At 53.9% G+C, this 22,257-nt stretch carries 19 protein-coding genes, 1 other RNA gene and 1 riboswitch; of the genes, 7 read left to right on the top strand and 13 right to left on the bottom strand.

Annotated elements, in window-relative coordinates; translation table 11 throughout:
* Positions 1–431 precede the first annotated feature (431 nt).
* The 3 genes from accD to F557_RS21305 form a co-directional block, all read right to left on the bottom strand.
* Entirely contained in the window at positions 432–1,385 is a 954-nt protein-coding gene (gene accD, locus F557_RS0110955; RefSeq protein ID WP_019002267.1) for an acetyl-CoA carboxylase, carboxyltransferase subunit beta, read from the bottom strand.
* Positions 1,386–1,627: 242 nt separating this feature from the next.
* Positions 1,628–2,068 (bottom strand): D-aminoacyl-tRNA deacylase, encoded by a 441-nt coding sequence (dtd, locus tag F557_RS0110940; protein ID WP_019002264.1) that lies wholly within the window; start codon positions 2,066–2,068, stop codon positions 1,628–1,630.
* Between the two features lie 35 nt (positions 2,069–2,103).
* A complete protein-coding gene (locus tag F557_RS21305; protein ID WP_019002263.1) occupies positions 2,104–4,467 on the bottom strand; it encodes a Sel1-like repeat-containing protein kinase family protein in 2,364 nt (787 codons plus the stop codon).
* Between the two features lie 419 nt (positions 4,468–4,886).
* On the opposite strand from F557_RS21305, the gene mepA reads away from it, so the two are divergent.
* The 6 genes from mepA (at position 4,887) to ribB (ending at position 10,990) form a co-directional block, all read left to right on the top strand.
* Positions 4,887–5,717, top strand: coding sequence for a penicillin-insensitive murein endopeptidase (gene mepA / locus F557_RS0110930; RefSeq protein WP_026297878.1), 831 nt, complete (start codon positions 4,887–4,889; stop codon positions 5,715–5,717).
* 360 nt (positions 5,718–6,077) lie between these two features.
* Positions 6,078–8,084, top strand: a complete 2,007-nt coding sequence (locus F557_RS0110920; protein WP_019002260.1) for a hypothetical protein — start codon at positions 6,078–6,080, stop codon at positions 8,082–8,084.
* A 177-nt stretch (positions 8,085–8,261) separates the two neighbouring features.
* Positions 8,262–8,957 carry a 7-cyano-7-deazaguanine synthase QueC gene (queC, locus tag F557_RS0110910; protein ID WP_019002258.1) on the top strand — a complete coding sequence of 232 codons (696 nt, stop codon included), beginning with the start codon at positions 8,262–8,264 and terminating at the stop codon, positions 8,955–8,957.
* Between the two features lie 4 nt (positions 8,958–8,961).
* Positions 8,962–9,297, top strand: a complete 336-nt coding sequence (locus tag F557_RS0110905; protein WP_019002257.1) for a 6-pyruvoyl trahydropterin synthase family protein — start codon at positions 8,962–8,964, stop codon at positions 9,295–9,297.
* On the top strand, positions 9,284–10,036 hold the full coding sequence (locus F557_RS0110900; protein WP_019002256.1) for a radical SAM protein: 753 nt from the start codon (positions 9,284–9,286) through the stop codon (positions 10,034–10,036). Before F557_RS0110905 ends, F557_RS0110900 begins: the two co-directional genes overlap by 14 nt.
* Positions 10,037–10,163: 127 nt before the next feature.
* A riboswitch (FMN riboswitch) is annotated at positions 10,164–10,277 on the top strand.
* Between the two features lie 77 nt (positions 10,278–10,354).
* Positions 10,355–10,990, top strand: coding sequence for a 3,4-dihydroxy-2-butanone-4-phosphate synthase (ribB, locus tag F557_RS0110890; RefSeq protein WP_019002254.1), 636 nt, complete (start codon positions 10,355–10,357; stop codon positions 10,988–10,990).
* A gap of 166 nt (positions 10,991–11,156) precedes the next feature.
* On the opposite strand, the gene F557_RS0110885 is transcribed toward ribB, so the two are convergent.
* From F557_RS0110885 to F557_RS19690, 6 genes are all read right to left on the bottom strand, one after another.
* Entirely contained in the window at positions 11,157–11,753 is a 597-nt protein-coding gene (locus tag F557_RS0110885; protein WP_019002253.1) for a hypothetical protein, read from the bottom strand.
* A 94-nt stretch (positions 11,754–11,847) separates the two neighbouring features.
* A complete protein-coding gene (locus F557_RS0110880) occupies positions 11,848–12,576 on the bottom strand; it encodes a DsbA family protein (RefSeq protein ID WP_019002252.1) in 729 nt (242 codons plus the stop codon).
* Positions 12,577–12,782: 206 nt separating this feature from the next.
* Positions 12,783–13,490: a complement resistance protein TraT gene (gene traT, locus F557_RS0110870; protein WP_019002250.1), complete on the bottom strand. Its 708-nt coding sequence runs from the start codon at positions 13,488–13,490 to the stop codon at positions 12,783–12,785.
* 395 nt (positions 13,491–13,885) lie between these two features.
* Complete coding sequence (gene purF / locus F557_RS0110860) at positions 13,886–15,403, bottom strand: amidophosphoribosyltransferase (RefSeq protein ID WP_019002248.1); 1,518 nt, start codon at positions 15,401–15,403, stop codon at positions 13,886–13,888.
* A 530-nt stretch (positions 15,404–15,933) separates the two neighbouring features.
* Positions 15,934–16,419, bottom strand: a complete 486-nt coding sequence (locus F557_RS0110850) for a CvpA family protein (RefSeq protein ID WP_019002246.1) — start codon at positions 16,417–16,419, stop codon at positions 15,934–15,936.
* Between the two features lie 235 nt (positions 16,420–16,654).
* Entirely contained in the window at positions 16,655–18,337 is a 1,683-nt protein-coding gene (locus F557_RS19690; RefSeq protein ID WP_019002245.1) for a glycoside hydrolase family 36 protein, read from the bottom strand.
* Between the two features lie 467 nt (positions 18,338–18,804).
* On the opposite strand from F557_RS19690, the gene F557_RS0110835 reads away from it, so the two are divergent.
* Positions 18,805–20,031, top strand: a complete 1,227-nt coding sequence (locus F557_RS0110835) for an HAD domain-containing protein (protein WP_019002243.1) — start codon at positions 18,805–18,807, stop codon at positions 20,029–20,031.
* Between the two features lie 286 nt (positions 20,032–20,317).
* On the opposite strand, the gene ffs is transcribed toward F557_RS0110835, so the two are convergent.
* From ffs to F557_RS19675, 4 genes are all read right to left on the bottom strand, one after another.
* Positions 20,318–20,414: signal recognition particle sRNA small type (ffs, locus tag F557_RS21835), an RNA gene on the bottom strand.
* A gap of 152 nt (positions 20,415–20,566) precedes the next feature.
* Positions 20,567–21,304 carry an LrgB family protein gene (locus tag F557_RS19685; protein WP_019002241.1) on the bottom strand — a complete coding sequence of 246 codons (738 nt, stop codon included), beginning with the start codon at positions 21,302–21,304 and terminating at the stop codon, positions 20,567–20,569.
* Positions 21,297–21,803 carry a CidA/LrgA family protein gene (locus F557_RS19680; protein WP_084761629.1) on the bottom strand — a complete coding sequence of 169 codons (507 nt, stop codon included), beginning with the start codon at positions 21,801–21,803 and terminating at the stop codon, positions 21,297–21,299. The genes F557_RS19685 and F557_RS19680 overlap by 8 nt, the downstream gene beginning before the upstream one ends.
* Before the next feature lie 113 nt (positions 21,804–21,916).
* The coding region (locus F557_RS19675; protein ID WP_019002238.1) for an ISAzo13-like element transposase-related protein at positions 21,917–22,257 on the bottom strand (341 nt) is incomplete at its 5' end.

Below are 22,257 nucleotides of genomic sequence, written 5' to 3'. Positions count from 1 at the left end.
GGATGGCTCATTCAGAAGAGAAACTTTCATATAAGCTTCACCGGCCGGGAAGTTCTGCCACCGCTGGAATTTTCCCGAAAACTCCTCCTGCCCTGTCATAAAATCCTCTCCGAAATACCCGGGGAAGGTGCTCATATGCCATATTGAGGATGATTTAAGACAGGTACCTGGTGAGGGGGCTGTGGAATGTCATTACCTTCCTGCGCCGCGGTCTGCATGAGTGAGCGGATCTGGGTACCGGAACTTCGGAAAATTCATCGCCAGCGTGATCATTGATGGAAAAAAGCGGCTTGCAGCATTCCCGGATGATTTCTCCTGCAAGCACAAGGGAATCCCGGCATTGCGTCTCCGGGGGAACGATCCGGAAAACAAAAAACCTGAACCGCATTGTGAGATTCAGGCTTCATCAGAATTTTCGGCTCGTGCCGCCGCTACTTCTTCTGAGCGGTGCGGGAAGCTTTCTTTTTCGTTTCCGGTTCTGCAGCGGAATCCTTCTCCGGAGCTTCCTTCTCAGCTACCCGGCCCTGAGAGAACGGAACATGCATCAGGCTGGCAATAATGCCGGCAAGACGCTCCCGCATTTCTCTTCTGTCGATAATAACATCGATAGCCCCTTTTTCCAGCAGGAATTCAGAATGCTGGAAGCCTTCAGGCAGCTTTTCACGTACAGTCTGCTCGATTACCCGGGGGCCGGCAAAGCCGATAAGCGCTTTAGGCTCGGCAACATTCACATCGCCAAGCATGGCCAGACTGGCACTGACACCGCCCATGGTAGGATTGGTAAGCACGCTGATATATGGCAGACCGGCCTCGGCCATCTTATTAAGGGCAGCACTGGTTTTGGCCATCTGCATCAGAGAAAACAGCGATTCCTGCATTCTGGCACCGCCGGAGGTGGCAAAGCAGATAAGAGCCCTCTTTTCGGCAAGACAGGTTTCCACGGCCCTGATAAAACGGGCTCCCACCACGGATCCCATGGAACCGCCCATAAAAGCAAATTCAAAGGCGCAGCACACCACCGGAATCCCCTTGAGCTCGCCCTTGATCACCACCAGGGCATCCTTCTCGCCGGTAGATTTCTGAGCCGCTACAATGCGCTCCTTGTAACGCTTGGTGTCCTTGAACTTCAGGATATCCTGTGGCTCCAGATCTCCGCCAATCTCCACCTGATTGCCGGAGTCGATAAACCGGATAAGACGCTCCCGGGCACTGATTTTCATATGATGATTGCATTTCGGGCAGACAAACAGGTTGCGTTCAAGCTCCGCCCGGTAAAGCACCTGATCACAGGCTTCGCATTTGGTCCAGACCCCCTCGGGAATATTGTGCCGGGTGCTGGCGTTGTTATTGTTTGTCGGAGCAAGAATTCTGTCGAACCAACTCATTATCGGTACCTTACAACTAAATTAAATGTCTGTCACGATGACCGCGCCGCCCGGAAATTCCGGATCTCCCCCGGACGAAACCACGATCTCAGGCCGGTACTCCGCGGAGTTCCCGCCTGTCATGCCCTTTCCGAAGCGCTTAATCGGGAATTATACACTGAAAACCGGTGTTTTTATAGCACTGAACGGCAATCTGGTATCCGGAGAGTGTCCTAAGTCTCACAGAAACCTGTTTTTCTGGGCTACTGCTGTCTGAGCAGAAAGGTCACCGGACCATCATTTTCCAGCGTCACCTTCATATCCGCCCCGAACTCCCCGAAGGCGGTGCCAGGGACTGTACTTCCGGCATAGGACACCAGATCCTCATAGAGCTCCCGGGCCTCGTCCGGCGGCATGGCGGGATCAAAACCCGGCCGGTTGCCCCGGGAGGTTTCTGCCGCCAGGGTGAACTGGGATACCAGAAGCACACGGCCGCCGATATTCCGGACACTGAGATTCATTCTGCCGTTTTCATCACCGAACACCCGGTACCTCATAATACGGTCGAACAGTCTATGGGACCGGTCCGCAGTATCTCCGCGCTCAAAGCCGATAAAAACCAGAAGACCTCTGTCAATATGAGCAATCATGCTTCCGGACACGGTAACTCCGGCATGATTAACCCGCTGCAGCAATGCAATCACTGAAATTCTCCGTTTTAAAATTTTCCGCCTGGCGGCTACTCCACAAACACAAAGGCCTTCCGGATCTCGCAGGCCTTCTGATAACCAAGTTTACACCCCCTTTCAAAATAGCTGATGGCATTATCCTTGTTCTTGGCAGTCCCCAAACCGTACTGCCAGATATATCCGAGGGCCGTGCAGCTGTGGGCGTTGTTCAGATCGCAGCCCTTTTCATACCAGGTCCGGGCAGTGTCATAGCTCATGGGCACTCCGGTTCCCTTTTCGTACAGCCATCCGGCATTGTAGCAGCCAAGTCCGTCTCCGCCGGCGCATGCGGTCTGGTAGCGGTCAAGCGCCCTGGGATAATCCTTCCGAACCCCCTTGCCGTTCTGGTAGTACCAGCCGGCACGGCTGCAGCCGCTGGCATTTCCGGTCCGGCAGGACTCCTCAAAAATCTTCAGGGCAGAACCGAAATCTCCCTTTTTTTCATAATCAAAACCCGTACCGATACTCCCGGTACCGCTCCCGCCGCCAAGAACAGCGTTCCCGGTTCTTGGTGCCGGCATTCTGCTCCTGCTGTTTTCCGGACGGGGCGCGGCATTCATTCCGGAAACCGTCCGCTCTCCCAGATTGCGGAGAGTTTCCAGAAAATCCCCGGAAAAAAGGAACCAGCAGAGACAGCAGACAAGAGCCAGCATAATCCCTGCCCCCGCCAGAGCGCCGGCAGGAAAAACAGTATTCCCGCCTGAGGACTGTTTTTTCCGGGACTCTGTTTTCAGAAATCTGTCAGCATCCCGCAGAACCGCCTTCATAATATCCCGGCCATGGGACTCCGGCAGATGCTCTTTCTGAAAACAGATATCCTTCCGGTTTTCCATAAGAAAGAGCCGGTATCTTTCCGGATTATTTCTGGCCAGAGTTCTCATAACAGTCTGAAAGTTCTGCGGCCCGGAAAATACCGCATCGCCGATCCGGAAGCATCTTCTGTCGGAAAAAGCATACCCGAAAATACAGCAGATCTCCCCCGGAGACAGGGATTCCTCCTTCTTCAGCACGGTCATAACCCGATCCAGGCGCTCCGTATGAGTCCGGCTGTGAAAAACACTTCCGAAAGCAAAACCAAAAAAGCCGCCCCTGAGAAGCTCCGCCACATGAAACACCAGCCTTTTGTCATTTCCTGCTGCCACTGCGGAAAGCACCGCCTCCGCCAGCTCGCCGACTCCGGCAAAGCTCCGGCCGCCGGCATACAGTCTGCGGATCCCGGGACAAATCCGGCACATCAGAGTGCAGAAAATCGCAAGACCGTTTTCCGGTCTTTCCTTCTGCTCGGTTTCAGCCTTTCTGATCAGTTCGGCAAGACTGGCATCATAGCGGTCAAAATGACGGGAAAGCTCCCCCTGGCTCAGCTCCGCCATTCCCTCCTCCGGTTCCAGCAGCATGGCCTGAACCAGCGAGGAAACATCTTCATAGCTGCTGCCGTCAAACCTGTAGGGAGGAAATCCCGGTCCGGCGGATACCAGGCCCGCCTCCTCCCCGGACCTAGAACTCTGCCGCCCTTTAAGCCAGTCCCGGACCTCCTGATAGCCCCAGCGTTTCCCGGAAGCGGCCGCTGCCGTTCCGGAGGAAAAATCCGGGCAGGTCAGGCCGGTTACCAGCTCCCGGAGTTCATCCGGGAACCCTTCCGGAAAGGAAATCGCGTCCGGGACAGCCTGCGGGGTGCCAGCCTCTCCGCAAAGAGAACTGTTTTCCAGAGGAGTCTGTCCGGTGAAAAGCTCGTAAACCGTTATGCCCAGAGCATAGTAATCACTTTCAATGCGGTATTCCCCCCGGATAGTCTCCGGAGCCGCATATGCCTGCCGCGGCACAGCGAATCCCGAAACTCCGGCTGCTGTTTCCGGGACAAAACCGGAGACTTCCAGCACAATCCGGTCGCCGGTATTTTCCGTCATAAGACGGGAGGGACGGAGATCCCGATGCATGATTCCAAGAGAGTGCAGATGGTGCAGCGCCTCGTTTACCGCCGGAATAATCCTTTTCCGGAGATCCTGAAGAGCAAACCGCCGTCCTTCCCGGAGAATATCCGCCAGACTCCCCCTGCGGTAACACGGCATGATGACATACTGATGCTCTCTGAACACCCCGAAATTCACCACAGGAACAATTCCGGGATGCCTGTTTTCCCCGAGTCTGGCGAGAACTCCTTCATCAACAGCATTCCCGCGGCAGTAGTACCTGACCGCATAGTCGGCCGTGCCGAATCCCCGGGCACAGGAATAAATGTCCGCTTCTCCGGAAACCGTCCCCGTTCTTTCTCTTACCCTGAATCCGGAGGGAAGCTCCGCTCCGGAAATGTCCGGAACCCGAACCTCATCTTCCGCGGCCGGTCCCGGAAGCGCCCCGAAATTATTGCCTTTTTCCACTTTACAAATACCTGTAGGTTATCTTCCTGCTTTTTCCCGGGGAATTTTATATTCCGGCCCGCCTGAAAATCAAGAAAGACCCCTTATCCGGTCAGCGGCAGAACCGGCCAACAGCCGCTCAGTCAGCCCGCCTGCTCTGGGAGCACCAAACTAAAGAACGTGCGGGAGGTAGCCATTCCGCTCAAAATATATTGACGCTTCAGAAAGCCTGAAAGTATCATGAATCCTTCGTACGATAACCGGCAGCGGAAAGGACATTATCAGTCCGTAATATCATGTACGGCCACTGCTCCCGGGATTCCGCACAACCTATGAATCTATGACCGGAAAACATTCGCACGTTCCCGCGCTGGTCCGCTATCTTATTGTAAAGACCAGCACAGGAAGGCCGCTGTCTCAGAAGACCTCAAGGAGATTACATGCTGCTATCATCAATGCTGCTCGCAGGAACTCTTTCCTGGGGAAGCTTTACCACCCCGCTGGAGGCTCCCGCCCCCCGTCCCATAGGAAGCTACAGCAACGGCTGTATTGCCGGAGCCGTCCCTCTGAAGCTTGAAAACCCCAACTATCAGGTGCTGCGGCCTCAGAACAGACGTTATTACGGACACCCCGTGCTTATCAGCTTTATTAACGATCTCGCCGCAAAAATGAACGACGGGGAGCTGGCTGACAAGCGGATTATCCTGGTGGGGGACATGAGCATGCCCCGGGGCGGTCCCTTCAAGGGCGGTCATGCCAGCCACCAGATCGGTCTGGATGTGGATATCTGGTTCCGGATGATCAAGGATAACAAACGTCTCACCAAAGAGCAGCTGGCCAAGCCCTGGGCGCTTCCGGTGGTTAACGACAACCTGCTCAGTGTCAACAAGAACATGGACGGCTATGCCTACTCCCTGCTCCGCAACGCTGCCAGCGATGACCGGGTAGAACGCATTTTCGTAAGCCCTGCCATAAAGAAGTTCGCCTGCGAACAGACCCATCCCGATGAGGATCGCTCTTGGCTCAGAAAGATTCGTCCCTGGTGGGGGCACACCTCTCATCTCCACATCAGACTTGCCTGCCCTCCGGGAACACCGGACTGCGAGCGCCAGGCGGAACCGCCCAAGGGAGACGGCTGCGGAAAGGAGGTAGATTCCTGGCTGGAGGGCTTTAAGCACCCGAAGCCGAAGCCTAAGCCGGCACCCAAGCCGCAGCCCAAGCCCAAGAAGGTGCTGCCTGAGGCCTGCCAGCTCATGCTTAACGCCGGCTGAACCTGACTTTGACGACGGAAAAACGGAAGCCCGGCTGTTTTCAGATGCGTTCCGAAACGGCCGGGCCTTTCTGTATCCGGATTTTCCGGTCCGGAAAAAGCCCTCAGAAAACCAGTCCGACCATACCGCTATAGCCTTCAAATGAGGATTGCGAACCGTAATTCTGGCTGAAGCCCGCTTCCCCAAACTCCCGGCAGGAAGACTCTGATTCTGCCCAGTATCACCTCCCCGGTGGTTCATAGGGTTCTGCGCCTCCCCCGAAGTGCCGAGATTTTTCAAATTTCATCAGACGTAAAAATTGCGGTAAAATACCGAAGATTAATAAACAGAGATGTTCTGGCATCGCAAGCTATACAAAATATGACTAAATTTGAATCACTCACCTCCCTTGCCGAGGAAAAACTGCTTTACCGCTGTATCCGGTTCGCCGCTGTCAGCCTGATCCTGTGGCTGGTGTACCGCATCGGCAATGCTTTCGATAGTCTGGAAGGCCGTTCGGTTTACCTGATTGTCGCCACGGTGCTTTTCTGGTACCTCCCCCGGGCTGTCTACACCAGATACAAGAGAGTTATTCTCAACGAGGAGCTCGGCAGCGGCTGGAAAGCCCGCAAGATAAGCGAGCGTCTGGTATACGCCACTAAAAAGCAGCTTTCGGAATCCTTTGTTTTCGTGCTGACCGGACTTATGGCCTGGTACGGACTTCTGATCCAGAGCTCCGAAGCCCTGAACACCCTGACTCTTTCCCTGACGGTAACTTTTGCCGCCACCATTATCTTCATGCTGCCGCCCCTGAGAAGGTTCTACAAGGAAGACCGGTATCCTTCGGTATTTCCGTTCTACAGAAGAAGCTTCGCAGCCATTCTGTCCGGCCTGGTGTGCTTCGTTATCGCATTCATGCAGTTTCGCCCGCACCTGGACGGGGAAGCAGCCTTCAGAACCCTGGCCGTTTCCGTAACTCAGACACCCGATTCCTTCACCGGACTTCTGGCCTCCCTGAGAGACACCATGGGAATCTGGGCGGCCATGATGAACTACGCCCTGTCCCTTACCGAGGGAACCACCTGGTACCCTGCCACAAAGGCAGCCCTTATTGCACTGCCCTACGGAGTACTGGGGGCTCATTTCAGCATTATTCTGGGAGTGCTCACCCTGCCCGGCAGATCTGTAAAGGCCCTGATGGGAAAGCAGCACTGGATCAAAACCGACCGCGGCTTTATCAAGCGCTACTGGAAGACCGTAGCCCTGCCGCTCTTTCTTATCGGCTTTTTCGGGGCCGGAGTCTACTACGGCTATCCGCTGTATGTGAAGTACCAGGACAAGATCATTCTTTCTGCCGGCGACGCGGAAAAGTCCGGCAAGATCGATGTCATCGAGGATCTCTATTACAAAACCGGCACCGTAAAAAGCATTGAAAATGAAAAGACTCATGCCGTGAACCGGCTCAAGGGACTTCTCAACAATGCCGTGAACGAAGTCAACATCGTATTCTCCGAAGAGGAGGAACGCCTGGAGACCTTTATCGCCTGGTTTACCGAGGAACGGAAAACCAGGCGCTTCCCGGTAGGAAACGAGCTCCTTAAGGAAACCTACAAGAACTCCATGGATCTCCGCAACCTGCACATGAAGCTTCAGAACATCCGGAAAGAACTGGGACAGGAAGCGGCGCGGGTGTATGCGGATCTGGGAACCTATATCGACACCCTGATGAAAAACAACGTCACCACCCTTTCCAGTGACGAGGAAAAGAACATCGGCCGGAAGTTCTCCATGGAGGAAATAAACACCATGAAGCTTCCGGGCGGAAACTTTGTGCCGGTACGCACCATCTTCCGCATGAAAACCCAGCTTCCGGAAATCACCATTGATCTTCTGGACGATTTTGACAATGCTGCAGCTCCCTGGTACAAGGAGGTGCTGAGCAAGGAAGAGCAAAGTCTGGAGAACGATATCTTCAAAGACATTTCCGATAACGCCGCTGAAAACAGCAATAAAAAATCCGCTGCCCAGAACCGGAAGGACGGCACAAAGGAAAACGCCCCTGAGAAGATGTCCGAGGCCGAGGCTGAGCTTCTGGGGCTCATTCCGGAAACAGCCTCTCCGGATACTGGCGAAGATCCGGGAGAGAGCGGCGAAGCCGATGACGAGGATCCTGAGGCAAATGTAAATCCGCTGACCAGACACGGGATGGCTGTGCTCGCCAGGGAAAAGAACCTGGTAATCAAGGCGCTTTACGACGGACTAGGAATTCCGTTCCATAGCAGCGACGAGCCCGAGCTTCCCGAAAACTCCGGCAGATTCGAGCCTGAGGAAAACGAGGCCCCCGGACTGGATGCCGCCGAGGAACGCGAGCTGTTCGAAAGCGACTAATCCCGGGCTTTCTCCGGTTTTACCGGCTGGAACGCTCCGCTATGGCCGCGTTCCCCTGAAATCCCTGACTGCGGGATATTCTTGCGGATATCCCGTTTTTTGTGTCCGGAGACCACCAGGGACGATCCGCAAAAGATTCGGTTATAATGTGATAGAATGCACATTCGGAGGTGTTTTATGAAAGTGGCAGTGTTACTAAGCGGGGGGCTGGACAGCTCTACCTGTCTGGCACAGGCTGTGAAAATGCACGGTTCTGACAGCGTGTTCGCTCTCAATATTCAGTACGGACAGAAGCATCAGCGGGAAATCAGATCCGCCGCGGATATCGCCCGCCACTACGGAGTGTCCACCCAGCTTCTGGATCTGTCCGGGATCTTTGCGCACAGCCAGAGCGCTCTGCTCCGGCATTCGGAAAACAGCATCGTGCACGCCAGCTATTCGGAGCAGCTTAAGGCTCTCGGCGGATCCGGAACCGTTTCCACCTATGTTCCCTTCCGCAACGGTATCATGCTGTCAGCAGCCGCAGCCTGCGCCCAGAGTCTCGGAGCCTCCGATGTCTGGTACGGCGCACACCGGGACGATGCCGCCGGACGGGCCTACCCTGACTGCACTCCGGAATTTGTCGCCGCCATGAATACCGCCATTTATGAAGGAACCGGACACGAGGTTCGTCTTTATGCGCCGTTTATCAGCATGAACAAGGCGGATATCGTAAAACTGGGACTGGAGCTTAAGGTCCCCTATGAACTTACCTGGAGCTGCTACGAGGGCGGTGACCGGCCGTGCGGAAAATGCGGTACCTGCATTGACAGACTTGAAGCATTTCACAGAAATGGGGTTCGGGACCCTTTGGAAACCCCGGAAGAGGTTTAAAAGCATGTTTAAAATCAAAAAGCGCATCATTATTAGCGCAGCCCATTTCCTGAAGCTGGACTACACCAGCAAATGCACCGGCATGCACGGGCACAACTGGGTTATCGATGTTTACCTGAAAAGTCCCGCACTGGATCGGAACGGTATGGTCATGGACTTTTCGGAAATAAAGAGCAAGGTTAAGAGCGTTCTGGATCACAAGGTGCTCAATGAGGTCATCAGTGTCAATCCCACTGCGGAAAACATTGCCCTTTGGGTCTGCGAAACCCTCGGCGAGAAGTGCTACCGGGTGGATGTGCAGGAAAGTCCGGACAATATTGCAATTTATGAACGAGATTAAGTCATCATTTCCGGGAAACCGGGAAGCCGGAAGCGCCAGTCCGTCCGGAGTTCCGGGTTCCGCGCCCTCATTCCGGGTAAACGAAATATTCGCTTCCATTAACGGAGAAGGCCCTCTTACCGGAGAAACCGCAGTTTTTCTGAGACTTTCCGGCTGCAATCTGCACTGCTCCTACTGCGATACCGAGTATGCCAGAAGCCGGGATCAGGGCATGCTTATGCCCGCAAGGGACATTATCGCAGAAATCAGACGGCATCGCGGCATCAGCAACGTTACCCTCACCGGAGGCGAGCCTCTCTATGCCAGGGATATCGGACTTCTGATTGCCGCTCTTCTGGATGCCGGATACCGCATTAATATCGAGACCAACGGATCTATTGACCTCCGGCCCTTTACAGAGCTGGATCCGAACGGCAGAATTATTTTCTGCTGCGACTACAAGCTACCCTGCTCCGGCGAGGAAAACCGGATGTATCTCCGGAACATCACCGTCCTGCGCCCCTGGGATGCCCTGAAATTTGTCATCGGAGGAGCGGCCGACTTTGAAAGAGTAGCCGAGATTCTGAAGTGCTACGATCCCCGCTGCCTGGTTTACCTTTCTCCGGTATTCGGACGCACGGATCCCCGGGAGATTGTGGAAAAAATGCTGTCCTGGGCCGCTACCATAAACATTTCAAGAGTCCGGGTTCAGCTTCAGCTCCACAAGTTCATCTGGGATCCCTATGCCCGGGGCGTATAGGGCCGGCGTTCTCCGGGAAGTTTTCCCGCCGGAAGCCGTCCTTCTTGTAAAAAACACAGCGGCAAGTATAATAATGACCGCACAGAGGAAAGTCCTTCCCCGATTCGGGATGGCCTTTTCGGATTACATAAATTCTCAGGGCGGGGTGCAAGTCCCCACCGGTGGTACAGCCCACGAGCGCAAGCATGACTGGTTGCGATTACCAGGCCGACGGTAAAAGTCCGGATGAAAGAGAAGTTCGCAAATCAACTCCTCAAGCAATGACAACTGCCCTGACTTACGAACTCAGAATGGAGATATACCGTGAGTCAAATAAACATGCTGGATATTTTTGACAGCGATCCGATAAAGCGCGTGGAACTGGCACTGGAGGCTTTCAGAGCCGGCAAGGGTGCTCTTGTGGTGGATAACGAAAACCGCGAAAACGAGGGTGATATCATTTTTCCGGCGGAGACCATCACCGAAGCCCAGGTAGCCATGATGATCCGCTACTGTTCCGGAATTATCTGCGTGTGCATGCCCAGAAGCCAGCTGGATCGCCTGGAGCTCCCGCAGATGGTCAAGGACAATACCAGCTCCTACGGCACCGCCTTTACCATTACCATTGAAGCTGCCCGGGGCGTCACTACCGGAGTCAGCGCTCACGACCGGCTGACCACCATCAGAGCTGCCACCAATCCTGCTGCCGTTCCGGCGGATCTCAATCATCCGGGGCATGTATTCCCGCTGGCAGCAAGAGAAGGCGGAGTACTGGAAAGAGACGGCCACACTGAGGCATCGGTGGATCTGGCCAGACTTGCCGGACTTGTCCCCGCCGGAGTGCTCTGCGAACTCACCAACGATGACGGCACCATGTCCCGGCTGCCGCAGGTAGTGGCATTTGCCCTGAATCACAGCATGACCGTGGTCAGTATCAGCGACATCATCGCCTACAGAAAGGCAAAAGGCGTCTGACACTGACGGGACGCTTCTGTCTCCAATAATGCTCATACTGCCCGGACAGGCAGTTTAAAAGGGGAGCCTAAAGGGCTCCCCTTTCTGCTATCTTTCTTCCGCCATTAGAGCGCATAACCAGATCTGTTACCAGAAGACTGTGCCAGCGCTGTCCTCCCGGCTCTTCTCAGCTTTCACCGGCCGGTGCCGCCCGCAGGTTTACCAGAAGAAGATTCAAAGCCCCGAAAATCACCTCGGCCTCGCCTGCTGAAACGGTGCGGCGCTCCCGAACCTGCTGCCGGAAAACCTCGGCCTCAGGATTCTCCCCGGCTCCCGAGAGCGGCGACGGGGCAAAACCCTTTCCAAGAAGACCGGCAATTGCCGGAGCGCTGCTTCTGACAATCCTTCCGGTATCGTCATAGCTGTTGTCGGGATACATGCCGTTAAGAGTCAGGGCCAGAGCCTCCAGGGGGTTTTTCTGGCGCCCTCTTTCCTGGGTCATGGCGCCGGCGATACCGTAGATCTCCAGCCAGGCCTCCGCGTTGGACAGGCCCGCATTGTCCCGGCGGTAGTCCTCAATTCTGGAGGCCAGAACCCGGAGACCTTCCTGATAAACAGGATCCTCCGTGGACTCCAGACGGCCGTTGCGGTCGGCTATGGTGTCCATAAGAGCAAGAATGGCCCCGGCAATGCCGTCAGCACTGTCGCTTTCGTCAGCGGGCCAGAAGATCCTGGCCGTTTTCTTAACCAGGGCTGAAAAATCCGGATCCTCTCTGGATATCATGATTTTGTTCTCTCATATTTGCCAAAAAGCCCGCCGTACATCATGGCGGGCCAGGTGAATAAAACTGCATGCGGAACCGAACCGCAGTATCCGTCTACTTGAAGTAGGACTCGATGGTGTCAACGGACCGCGGAGCACCGTGCATCGGAACACCGTCTATGATAAAGGACGGCGTGCCGGTAACCTGCATCTTGTCTGCCAGGGTTCTGATCTGACTCAGCACGTCGCTGACAGCAGGAGACTTGGCCAGAGTCTGCACCTCGGCCCACTTAAGACCCAGCTGCTCCACGGCAGCCTGAATCTCCACCTCGTTCTGGAGACGGGACTTTCTGGTCATAAGCTCATTATTGTACTTCACATAAAGCTCCGGATTCATGGCATAGATGGCCACGCCAATCCGGGCTGCGGTATAGGAGATCTCGGAGAGAATCGGGAATTCCAGATAGTAATAGCGCACATCGCTGCGCTTCTCGAGGATCTTCATGGTATGAGGCTTGGCCTGCTTGCAGTAGCCGCAGTTATAGTCAAAGAACTCGATAATGGTGTGCCTGGGCTTCTCCGCACCGGACTGCGGAATGTTCGGATTGGCAATGATTTCCTTGACCGCCTTCTCTCTCTCGGCCTCCTGAATCTGCGCCTGTCTGGCCTTGAGCTTTTCTCCCACCTCGATCATCACATCGGGATTATTGAGAAGATAGTTGTAAACGATATTTTCAATTTCAGCCTTCTGACTGTCGCTGAACTGAGCAGCGGCAGCGGGAACTCCAAAACCGGCCAGAGTCAGGCCGGCGACTAATGACAGAAAAAGTGAACGTAATTTCATGGTAATTTCCACCTCGTTAAAAAACAGCGTAATGATAGCACAAGGCGCCTTATATGTGTTTGCGGACCCGGCACTCCGGCAAAAAACGGAACTTTTTTGTGACCTGTACCGGAAAACTCTTCTTTCTGCCCCCTTTCAGCGGGAAGCCCGGCAGTGCCGGGCTTCGCGAACGGGATTCCGGCCGCGCGGGCCGGTACTGTTCCCGTTTATCTGAAAAACAGCATATTTACGGTGCCGTCAGCCATTGCTCTGAGCATTTCAGGCTTGGCACTGCGGTAATTCATGTTCATCTGGGCACCGGAGCAGGTAACAGTGGTCCTGTAGGTGTCGTAGTCCCCGCTTCTGGCAGAGTACGGACGATCAGAATGCTCCACCTCCAGATCCATGGACATAATTACCCGGTCAATCTTGATTTCGCTTTCCACGGCATAGCCGATACCGGCCCCGATAAGACCGAGTCCCAGTACCAGGAGACTGCCCTCAGGTCTCCAGTAGAGATCCCGGTGGCTGGCGGCAATCACCGATCCCACGGTAGCCCCGGCAACAGCTCCCACCGGAACGCCGCCCGTGGCATTTCTGCTGATTCCCTGCACGGGCTTAAAGGTGGCATAGACCCGGAGAGTAGCCTGTTTGGGATCTGTGGTCATGGTAAAACCGGGATGACTTAAAAAGGCTTCCCGGAGATAGTGGGAAACATCCGCCTCCATACTGACACCGGAAAGATCCCGGACTCCCAGATACACCACCTCATGACCGTCGGAGGGAATTCTGAAGGTCTGGGAATAGCTCAGCTGGGTACGCAGATTCTTATAGGCACTCAGGTGCTCGCCGGAAGCTGTGCACCCGGTCATGGCAACCGGAGTCAGAGCAATACAGGCAGCGAGTATCAGAGACTTGCAGTGTTTGATAATCATAGTCATTCCTTATGCTGGAGCTCCAGCTTGTTCTGAATTTGGTTCTCTCATTATGACAGAACAGACGGGGATCATGTTCCCTGGTAAATCCTGCAAATTTGTTACAAATTGTGTTATCTCGAAAAAGACCGGTGAGGAAAAAACACCGGAAGGTCTGTATCCGGACAGCAATTTTCTGAAAGCCGGGGCTGACAGTATCCAGAAAACTCCAGTGCGTCCTCCCCTTTTCCTGTGCTGTCAGGGCAGGATTTACAGCTGCCGAATCAGCAGCTTCTCGTAAAATAGCCCCGGATTGCAGCCTCGTCAATAAAAAACGGCCCGTTCTGCCAGACACCCACAAAAAAAACCGGGCTCCCAGAGGGATATCCCGGCTTCGTGATATAAAGCGGCTTCCGTTACGGCTCGTTATAGATTTCCAGATTTTCAGTGGAATCGGTCCAGGCCTTGTCGGCCTTGGCATCGTCGTTTCTTACGGAATCCAGAAAATCAAGATAGGCTTCGTCAATATCGCCGGTAATATAATCGCCGTCAAACACTGAAGTCTCAAAACGCTTAAGCTCAGGATTTTCCAGCATGACTGCCCGCTTCAGGTCCTCCAGTGACTGGTAAATCAGAGCATCAGCGCCGATAAGACGGCAGATTTCGTCATTATCACGGCTGTAGGCAATCAGTTCCCTGCTGGAGGGCATGTCAATACCGTAAACATTGGGATAGCGGATTTCCGGAGCGGCAGAGGCAAAGTACACCTCAGCGGCACCGGCCTCCCGGGCCATCTCCACAATCTGGGCGGAGGTGGTGCCCCGGACAATGGAATCGTCCACGAGAAGCACTCTCTTGTCCCGGAATTCGGCGGGAATCGGATTAAGCTTGTTGCGCACCCCCTTCTTCCGCTGCTTCTGACCCGGCATGATGAAGGTTCTGCCGATGTAGCGGTTCTTCACAAAGCCCTGGCGGTAGGGAATGCCCAGATTGCGGGCAATCTCCACGGCAATATCGCAGCTGGTTTCGGGAACCGGGATTACCACGTCAATCTTAAGATCCGCATATTCCCGGCGGATCTTTTCGGTAAGCATGGTGCCCATATGCACTCTGGCAGCATAAACGGAAACCCCGTTCATAATGGAGTCAGGACGGGCAAAATACACGTATTCAAAAATGCAGGGATTCAGACAGGGATTGTCAGCGCAGATTCTGGTATGAAGTTCTCCGGATTCGGTAATGAACACCCCCTCGCCCGGAGCCACATCTCTCATAAGCTCAAACCCGGTAACATCCAGTGCCACGCTTTCGGACGCCACCATGTATTCGGTTTTACCGTCCTCTCCGGTTCTTCTGCCGATCACCATCGGACGGATGCCATGAGGATCCCGGAAGGCCACAATGCCGGCCCCGATAATCAGTGAAACTACGGCATAGGCCCCCCGCACCATGGAATTGACATTCTTCACGGCTGCAAAAATCGCATCGGGAGTCAGCACCGTTCCCGAACTGCACATGTCAATTTCGTGCGCAAAAATATTAAGAAGCACTTCGGAATCAGAGGTGGTGTTGGTATGTCTCCGGAATTCGCTGAGCTTTTCCCGGAGCTCCCGGACATTGGTAAGGTTGCCGTTATGGGCCAGAGTAATACCGAAGGGGCTGTTAACGTAAAAGGGCTGAGCCTCGGCTGCGGAGGAAGATCCTGCAGTGGGGTAGCGCACATGACCGATACCGATATTGCCTCTCAGACGGTACATATGCTTGGTTTCAAACACATCCTTGACGAGGCCGTTGGCTTTGCGCTGCTTAAAGTTGCCGTCATTGACGGTAACAATACCGGCCGCATCCTGACCTCTGTGCTGAAGAACAGTAAGAGCATCATAAAGGGACTGGTTAACTGGGGAAGTGGCCACTATGCCGACAATACCGCACATGCTGATATCCTTTTAATGTATTGAAAAACAGGAAACGGTCCCCGCCCCGGATTTAAAAGGCCTTAACAGCATTTATGTCCGGAAAATCAGGCGCGGCACCGCAACCGTAGCGTGACTTATTTCCGGTATTATAACGGTTTTTCGGGAAATGATTTCATTATTTTTTTGACCGGCCCGGCACCCTTCCTGAGGGAAAATCGCGCCCCGACTTTGTGACATATATCTCAAAACGCAACAATCCCTTTCTGCTGCAGGTGTCTAAGGTGCAACTGACAGAAAACGCAGAGTGCCGCAGCGAATTTCCGGGGGTGCAAAATGAAACGGGAAATAAGAACGGGACGGGATCCAGGTGAATTTCTTCCAAAACGGAACGGCCTTTCCAGAATGGCCGGCCGGGGGAGGAGCCGCAGAAGCCCCGGCCTGCAAACAGAAATGCAGCACCAGCGAACCGGGAGCATAAAAAGGAGCGCCGGCCTGAGATACCTTAAAAAGGTCCTGTGCGGCCGGCCGGCGGATACCCGGGAAGGATGCTACATAAGGCCGAAATACTTAAGAGCGTTAACTGCCATCTTGTTAACCTCCGGAAGAACCACGGCATGGGAATACCACGGCTGTTCCGGAATCTTTTCGAAAAAGCCGTACTTCAGGATCAGCTGAAAACACATGGCCACTGCCAGGACAATGATGACACCGCGGGCCAGTCCGAATACCATGCCCAGCATTCTGTCGGTTCCCGAAAGACCGGTCTTCCTGAGAATGGTGGTCACCAGATAATTAATAAGACCGATAATCATCAAAGTTCCAAAGAAAAGCACCACCAGCGCCAGGGCAATCTGCACCTTGCTGTCATCCGTGAATGTGAATAGCTTCGCCATGGGCTCGTAAAAATTGCTGGCCACAAAAAAGGCGATAAGCCAGGCCACCAGAGACAGAATCTCCTTTATAAAACCTCTGAAGGCGCTGACCAGAGTGCTGATGGCCAGTATTGCCAGAATTACAATGTCAATCCACTGCATGCTGTATCTATCCCTTCCGGCAGTGACTACCGGTTCTCTTCCAAAAACTGGGCAGATTTTATCCAAAAACGGATATCTTCGCAAGACAGTGCAAAAAACGCTTCCTGAGGCCCGCTATGCAGAGTGCGGAATACAAGGATGACGGCCCGATCATAATCAGAAAACGGAGAGCCTGCTGCGGATTCAGCATAAATCAGGGGAAAAACGGAGAAACGGAGCAGCGATTCCCCCGGTCTCAGAGATTACGCAAAAGTCCTTCCGGTACCAGAATTTCCGCGTCTCCCGCGGGCACCGCATCCTCCTCGGCCGCGGCTCTTCCGGCAAAAACCCGGAACATCCCCCGGTACGCCGCCAGAGGCTCTCCGCTGTTACCGCCAAACACGGTAACAGCCCCCGCGTCGTTCCTGAAAACCGTCAGCGCCCGGTTTACCGGCACCGCCCGTTTCCGGTCCCGCACCTGCCCGAAAAGCATTCTGAAGAAGCGCTCCCCTCCCGGAAATCCGGTCCCGCCCAGAGGGTCCCCCAGCATCAGCATTCCGCCCAGCGCATATGCCTGGGCTGTCATAACCCGGACTGCCGTCTCCGGCGGGGGTGTTCCCTCCAGCGGCGCCGTGAGAATCGCATCCGGATCCATGGTCCAGAACATGTCCGCCATCCAGTAGCGGTACCGCAGCATTTCGCAGTTGAGAACCGCCCGCTCCTGACGCCGCTCGGCATCATCACCGAGACGCATGACATTTAAAAGTCCCAGAGACGGCCACAGGGGAGCGTTGCACCCGATAAGGCAGGCATCTTCTCCGGCGCCTCTCCTGATAGCCGTAAGTCCCAGGCGGTAGCGGGAAATCCAGGTAACTCCGGGCCGGGATGACCGCGCTCCCGGCAGCGCTCCGAAATAGCAGGCATCCAGCTTGAAACAGGAGATCCCGTAATCCCGCCTAAGAATCCGAAACACTCTGGCCAGGTGCTCTCTGACCTCGTAAACCGACGTGTCCAAAAGATACCAGGGAGTATCCCGCCAGCCGCCGTAGGTAATATCTCCGGCCGCCAGAGGCACGCCGTCATCCCCCTGGATAAACCAGTCCCGATGCTCCCGGAACAGCCGGGAGCCCCCGCTGGCAATAAAGGGGGATATCCAGAGAGCCGGACATTTGCCCCGGGCCAGAATATCCTCCGAGATCAGCTTTACTCCGGAACGGAAGCGCTCCGAGGATTCCAGCCAGTCCCCCATGAAGGGCTGATAGCCGTCATCAATAAGCATAATCCGGAGCTCGGGCCACTCCGCGGCCATAATGTCAAGATTCTCCCGGATGCGGGCCTCGGTAATGCCGGCATAATAAGCGTACCAGGAACACCAGCCGGTATCGCGCCGTCCGGACAGTGGCGGCATGCGGACATTGATTCTCCTGGCGTATTCATCCAGGATTTCATCCCGGGAGCTTCCGGTCAGAAAACAGATATACTCCGATTCATACTCCGATCCGGCTGCCACGGTAATATCCCCCAGCTCCCAGTAAATCTCCAGAACTCCGCTGCTCTTCCGGAAGAAAATATCCGTTTCGGTACAGGAAGTGGCTCCCACAAGATGCCACAGTCCGTCTGCATAAAAAGCAAAAAAATTGGCCCCCAGAATACCATCCCGGCTGTCATAAAGACGATAGTCCCGCACCTCGTCAATACGGCCAGTCTGGCGGGGATGCCCAAAAGTTCCCGCCGTAAGGGAAAGCATCTGGTAGCCCTCGCAGTAAATGGGAGCCTCCTCCGGAATCATGATTTCCAGAACTTTCAGCACCCGGGGAGTGCATTCCTCAGCTGTCTGAAAACGCAGCCGAAACTCTGTTGTAAGGGGATCCGGAACAATATACTCATTGCCGTACAGAGAGCCGTTTTCAGTAAAAATAGCACGATAATCCGCAGTCATAGAATTCCTCCGCCAGAACGCCGCACGGGACTTCAGGGATTCTGATACCGCCCCGGAACAGATCTTTCTGCAAATTACCTGCTGAAAAGGCTTTGGTCAAAGCAAGATTATTAAAACGCTCCCTTTTGTGATGAAGATCCTCCGGAGCATCCGGAAATCCGGGATGTTTTCAGAAACACCCCAAAACACCCGGACCGGATTCCGGCGGACCTTTACAGGGATGCTTACGGAGCCAGTGCGGATTTTTCCGGACTTCCGGATATCCGGAGCTTCAGGGATTATACCGGTATCTGGCGTTACCAACATCATATTGCGATTACATACCGGAATTTATTTAAATATGCAGGTTATTTTATCTATATTCCTTGCACTGCCTGTCAAAACACCTCTATAATCATTATATTCCTGATTATGACATCTTTACTGATGCCCCATGTATATAAATGCGAATGGAGTTAACAATCAAAATGAACGTCCCGCAAATCAAAAGCCGCGACTCTGAAAGCGAGAAAATGGTATTTCTGGATATTTCATCATTACTGGCAGCCGTGCCGGAGGAGGCGGCATTTTCAGCCCTGCCCCTTCCCGAAAAGAGATCCTGGATTACTGAAAAATTCCGGTTCCGTTTCCACGCGAAGGACTTTCTGGAGAAGATGGTGCCGGACTGCAATGACATGCAGCTGGAATACATAAGAAAGGTCTGGTCGTCTAACGTTATTCCGAAGCTTCTGGATTACCGGATATTTCAGGGAGCCCGGCTGGTTTATCTTCTGACAGAACCCTTCACCTTAAAAACGCTCCCCGAACTCGGAGACGGACTCTGGAGCACTCCGGCTGATATTCTGGTTTACCGGGACAGAGAACATTTCATTTCTCTCGTCAGAGACTATCTCGTCGCCGGGGACGGCCAGAGGGTGCGCTACGCAGTAATGAGCACCGGAGACTACCGTTACGATTTTCCCGGGCATTTTATCTGGATGAGCACGGATAATCCGGAATTCGCGCATCCGGAACAGATACAGTACTATGTGGACTACCCGCCGCTTACCCACCGCCTGTGCCGGATGCTCCACGCCCAAAGAGAATATTACGAGGGAATCAGGGTTTCGGACGCCAGTATTGACAGTGAGGCGGAAATCCCTTTTTACAAGGTAATCTTTCTGGATATTGACGGAGTTCTGAATGACGACGGCGACGCCCGATCCCACGGAGTGATCATCGATCCGGATATGGTGCGGAATCTCCGGTACATTGTGCGGGAGACCGGTGCCGAAATTATCCTTTCCAGCTCCTGGAGGGGTGTTTACTACAGACATGTGAAATTCGGTCCCATTCCCGGAGAACAGAATCTGCCGCTTCTCCTCGCCGCCTTTGAAAAGGAAGGTCTGACCATCAGCGGCATCACCCCACTGTCCCGTGAGAGCGGGGCCGGGGCCCGGCCGTATGAAATCCGGAAATGGCTGATGAAATACCACACCATCGGATCCTATGTAATCCTGGATGACGAATCGTTCTGGAACTGGGGCTTTCTGCAGGGCAATGTGGTGACCACCTGCACCAGGTACCCGCACAAGAAGAACTGGCTCGGGAAAACAGTAAAAAAATACGGCCTCACCCGGGAGCATGCCGAACAGGCCATTGCCATTCTGGAGAGACCGGGATACCGGCAGCAATTTTACAATTACGAGCTGTAGCTGTTTCCCTCAGCTGCCCCTCGCCATCAGCGGTTTCTGTTCCCTGCGGAGTCTGAACCGCCGCTGTTCCGGCCGGACATTATTCTGGCCTAAGCCCCCTTCCGGTTATTCGCAGCAGGAAGGGACTCTTTCCGGAAAGCTCAGAATGCGCCATCCCGAAAAACACCGCCGGACCGGCAGCAGAAAACAGCGTACGGCAAAACCTGCATTAGAAGAGAAAGAAACAGGAAAGAGAAGAAAATAGAGAAGTGCGGCTACTGGAAAATCACCGCCCTGAAAATGGAGAGACCCCTAGCTACATCCCGGTACTCCTCAAGATAACCCTGGCTGCTTCCTTCCGAACCTGACCAATTATGCTACCTGAGAATACGAGAGAACCAGAGGCCCCATTACAGATAACTTCGGGGTTTTGGCAATCCCCTGAAGACATGGGCAATTATAATGACAAATTCCCGAAAAGCAAGAGATTTGTAAACATTATTGTAAAATCTCCCCAAAACGGTTAAAAATTCGCCGTATTTTCCGGATATCCCTCCTATTCTCCGGCCAGCCACAAAAGCCCCTGCCAGATAAAACCGCAGGTCAGGGTAGTCAGAATGCCGCACAGAATAAGCCCCAGTGATGAAAACGCCCCTTCGGTTATGCCATGCCGGGCCGCTTCCGAAGTGCCTACGGCGTGGGAGCAGGCACCAATGGCAATCCCCTGCGCCCTGGAGTCCCGAATCCGAAACAGTCTGAGAAGCGGGAATCCCAGCACTGCCCCGGCAATCCCAGCAAGACAGACCACGGAAGCGGTTATTGCCGGAAAACCGCCCAGGCGCTCCGCCACATCCATGGCAATGGGCATGGTAACGGATCTTGCAGCTACCGTAGCGGTATAACGGTAATCCAGACCAAAGCACTTTACCAGAATAAAGGCGGTCAGAAAGCTTATCAGAATGGACATCACCGAACTCAGCACCACCGGCAGCGCATACTTTTTTATGATGGGCCATTTCTGGTACAGCGGCAGAGCAAGAGCAACAATAGCGGTTTCCGCCAGAAAGCTCAGGGGAGCACTGCCCTTCTGGTACTCCCCGTAGCTGACTCCCGCCAGCAGAATGATGGCTATAAGAACCAGCATCGTCAGGAGCAGCGGGTTTAGCAGCCCCAGCCGGAACCTTTTGTGAATTTTAATAATCAGAAGGTACAGGAGCACGGTTCCCGGAGTGGCAATAATCACCACCGGATGTGCGGCGGCAAAATCAAGAATGCTGTCAGCAAGGTCAGTCATGGCCGCCCTCCCCGGATACTCCGGTCAGTCTCCGGCTCCGCCTGATGCTTCTGATGTTCCGGGCTCTTCTGAAAAGCGCTTTTCGTCTGAGCTTCTCCTTCGGGGTTTCCGCAAGGTACTGAAAGATTCCTCCGGTACCCAGTATTATCAGGACCACTCCCAGAATTACCGCAATCAGGATTACCGGAAGGGAATCCCGGAGCTCCGGGAGATAATCCACAATGCCGGTAGCCGCCGGAATATAAAAAAGCGGCATTCCTGCCATCAGCACTGCCCCCGCATCCATGACCCGCGGCACGGAAATTATTTTGAAGTTCAGGAGCAGAAACAGGATAAACAGGCCGATAATGGTTCCCGGAAACACAAAGGGAAGATACGCGGCAATAAGCTTTCCTGCAAAAAGGCAGAGCAGGATGATCATGAAGCCCTGGATAAAAGCCCAGGTTCCGGCAATACGGGAACGTGCTCCGGAAGCCGGAGCCAATGTTGTTCTGGTCATGGCAATAATTTGAAATAGATCACATAATAGCCTATTATAGGCCGAACAGGTGCTGATTGCACACTATTTCGGGAATATTACAGCATGCCTTAGGAACTGTGCATAAATAAACTTTACAAATTCGGGCTGATTGTGTAGTTCCAATCAGGGTGAAACTCATCACCAACTATGTTCAAAGATTTAAATTCTTCATCAGACACTTTGATTCCAGTTGAGTACTGTTTTTCATCCGCTTTTGCCACCACTTTCAGTCCGGTCGCTGTAGTTGTTCCGGCAATAAGATCTATTATCACTTGCAAACTAACAAGGGGATGCCCACGCCAGTTTTTTGTAATTTGACTGAATAGCCGATGTTCAATTTTGTTCCATTTTGATGTTCCTGGCGGGAAATGGCAAACGCTGATCGCCAGTTTAGTTTCGTCTGCAAACTGCTGAAGTTCATATTTCCACAGTC

The sequence above is a fragment of the Succinimonas amylolytica DSM 2873 genome, assembly GCF_000378405.1.
Taxonomy (GTDB): domain Bacteria; phylum Pseudomonadota; class Gammaproteobacteria; order Enterobacterales; family Succinivibrionaceae; genus Succinimonas; species Succinimonas amylolytica.
This window is presented reverse-complemented; position numbering and strand designations above follow the sequence as displayed.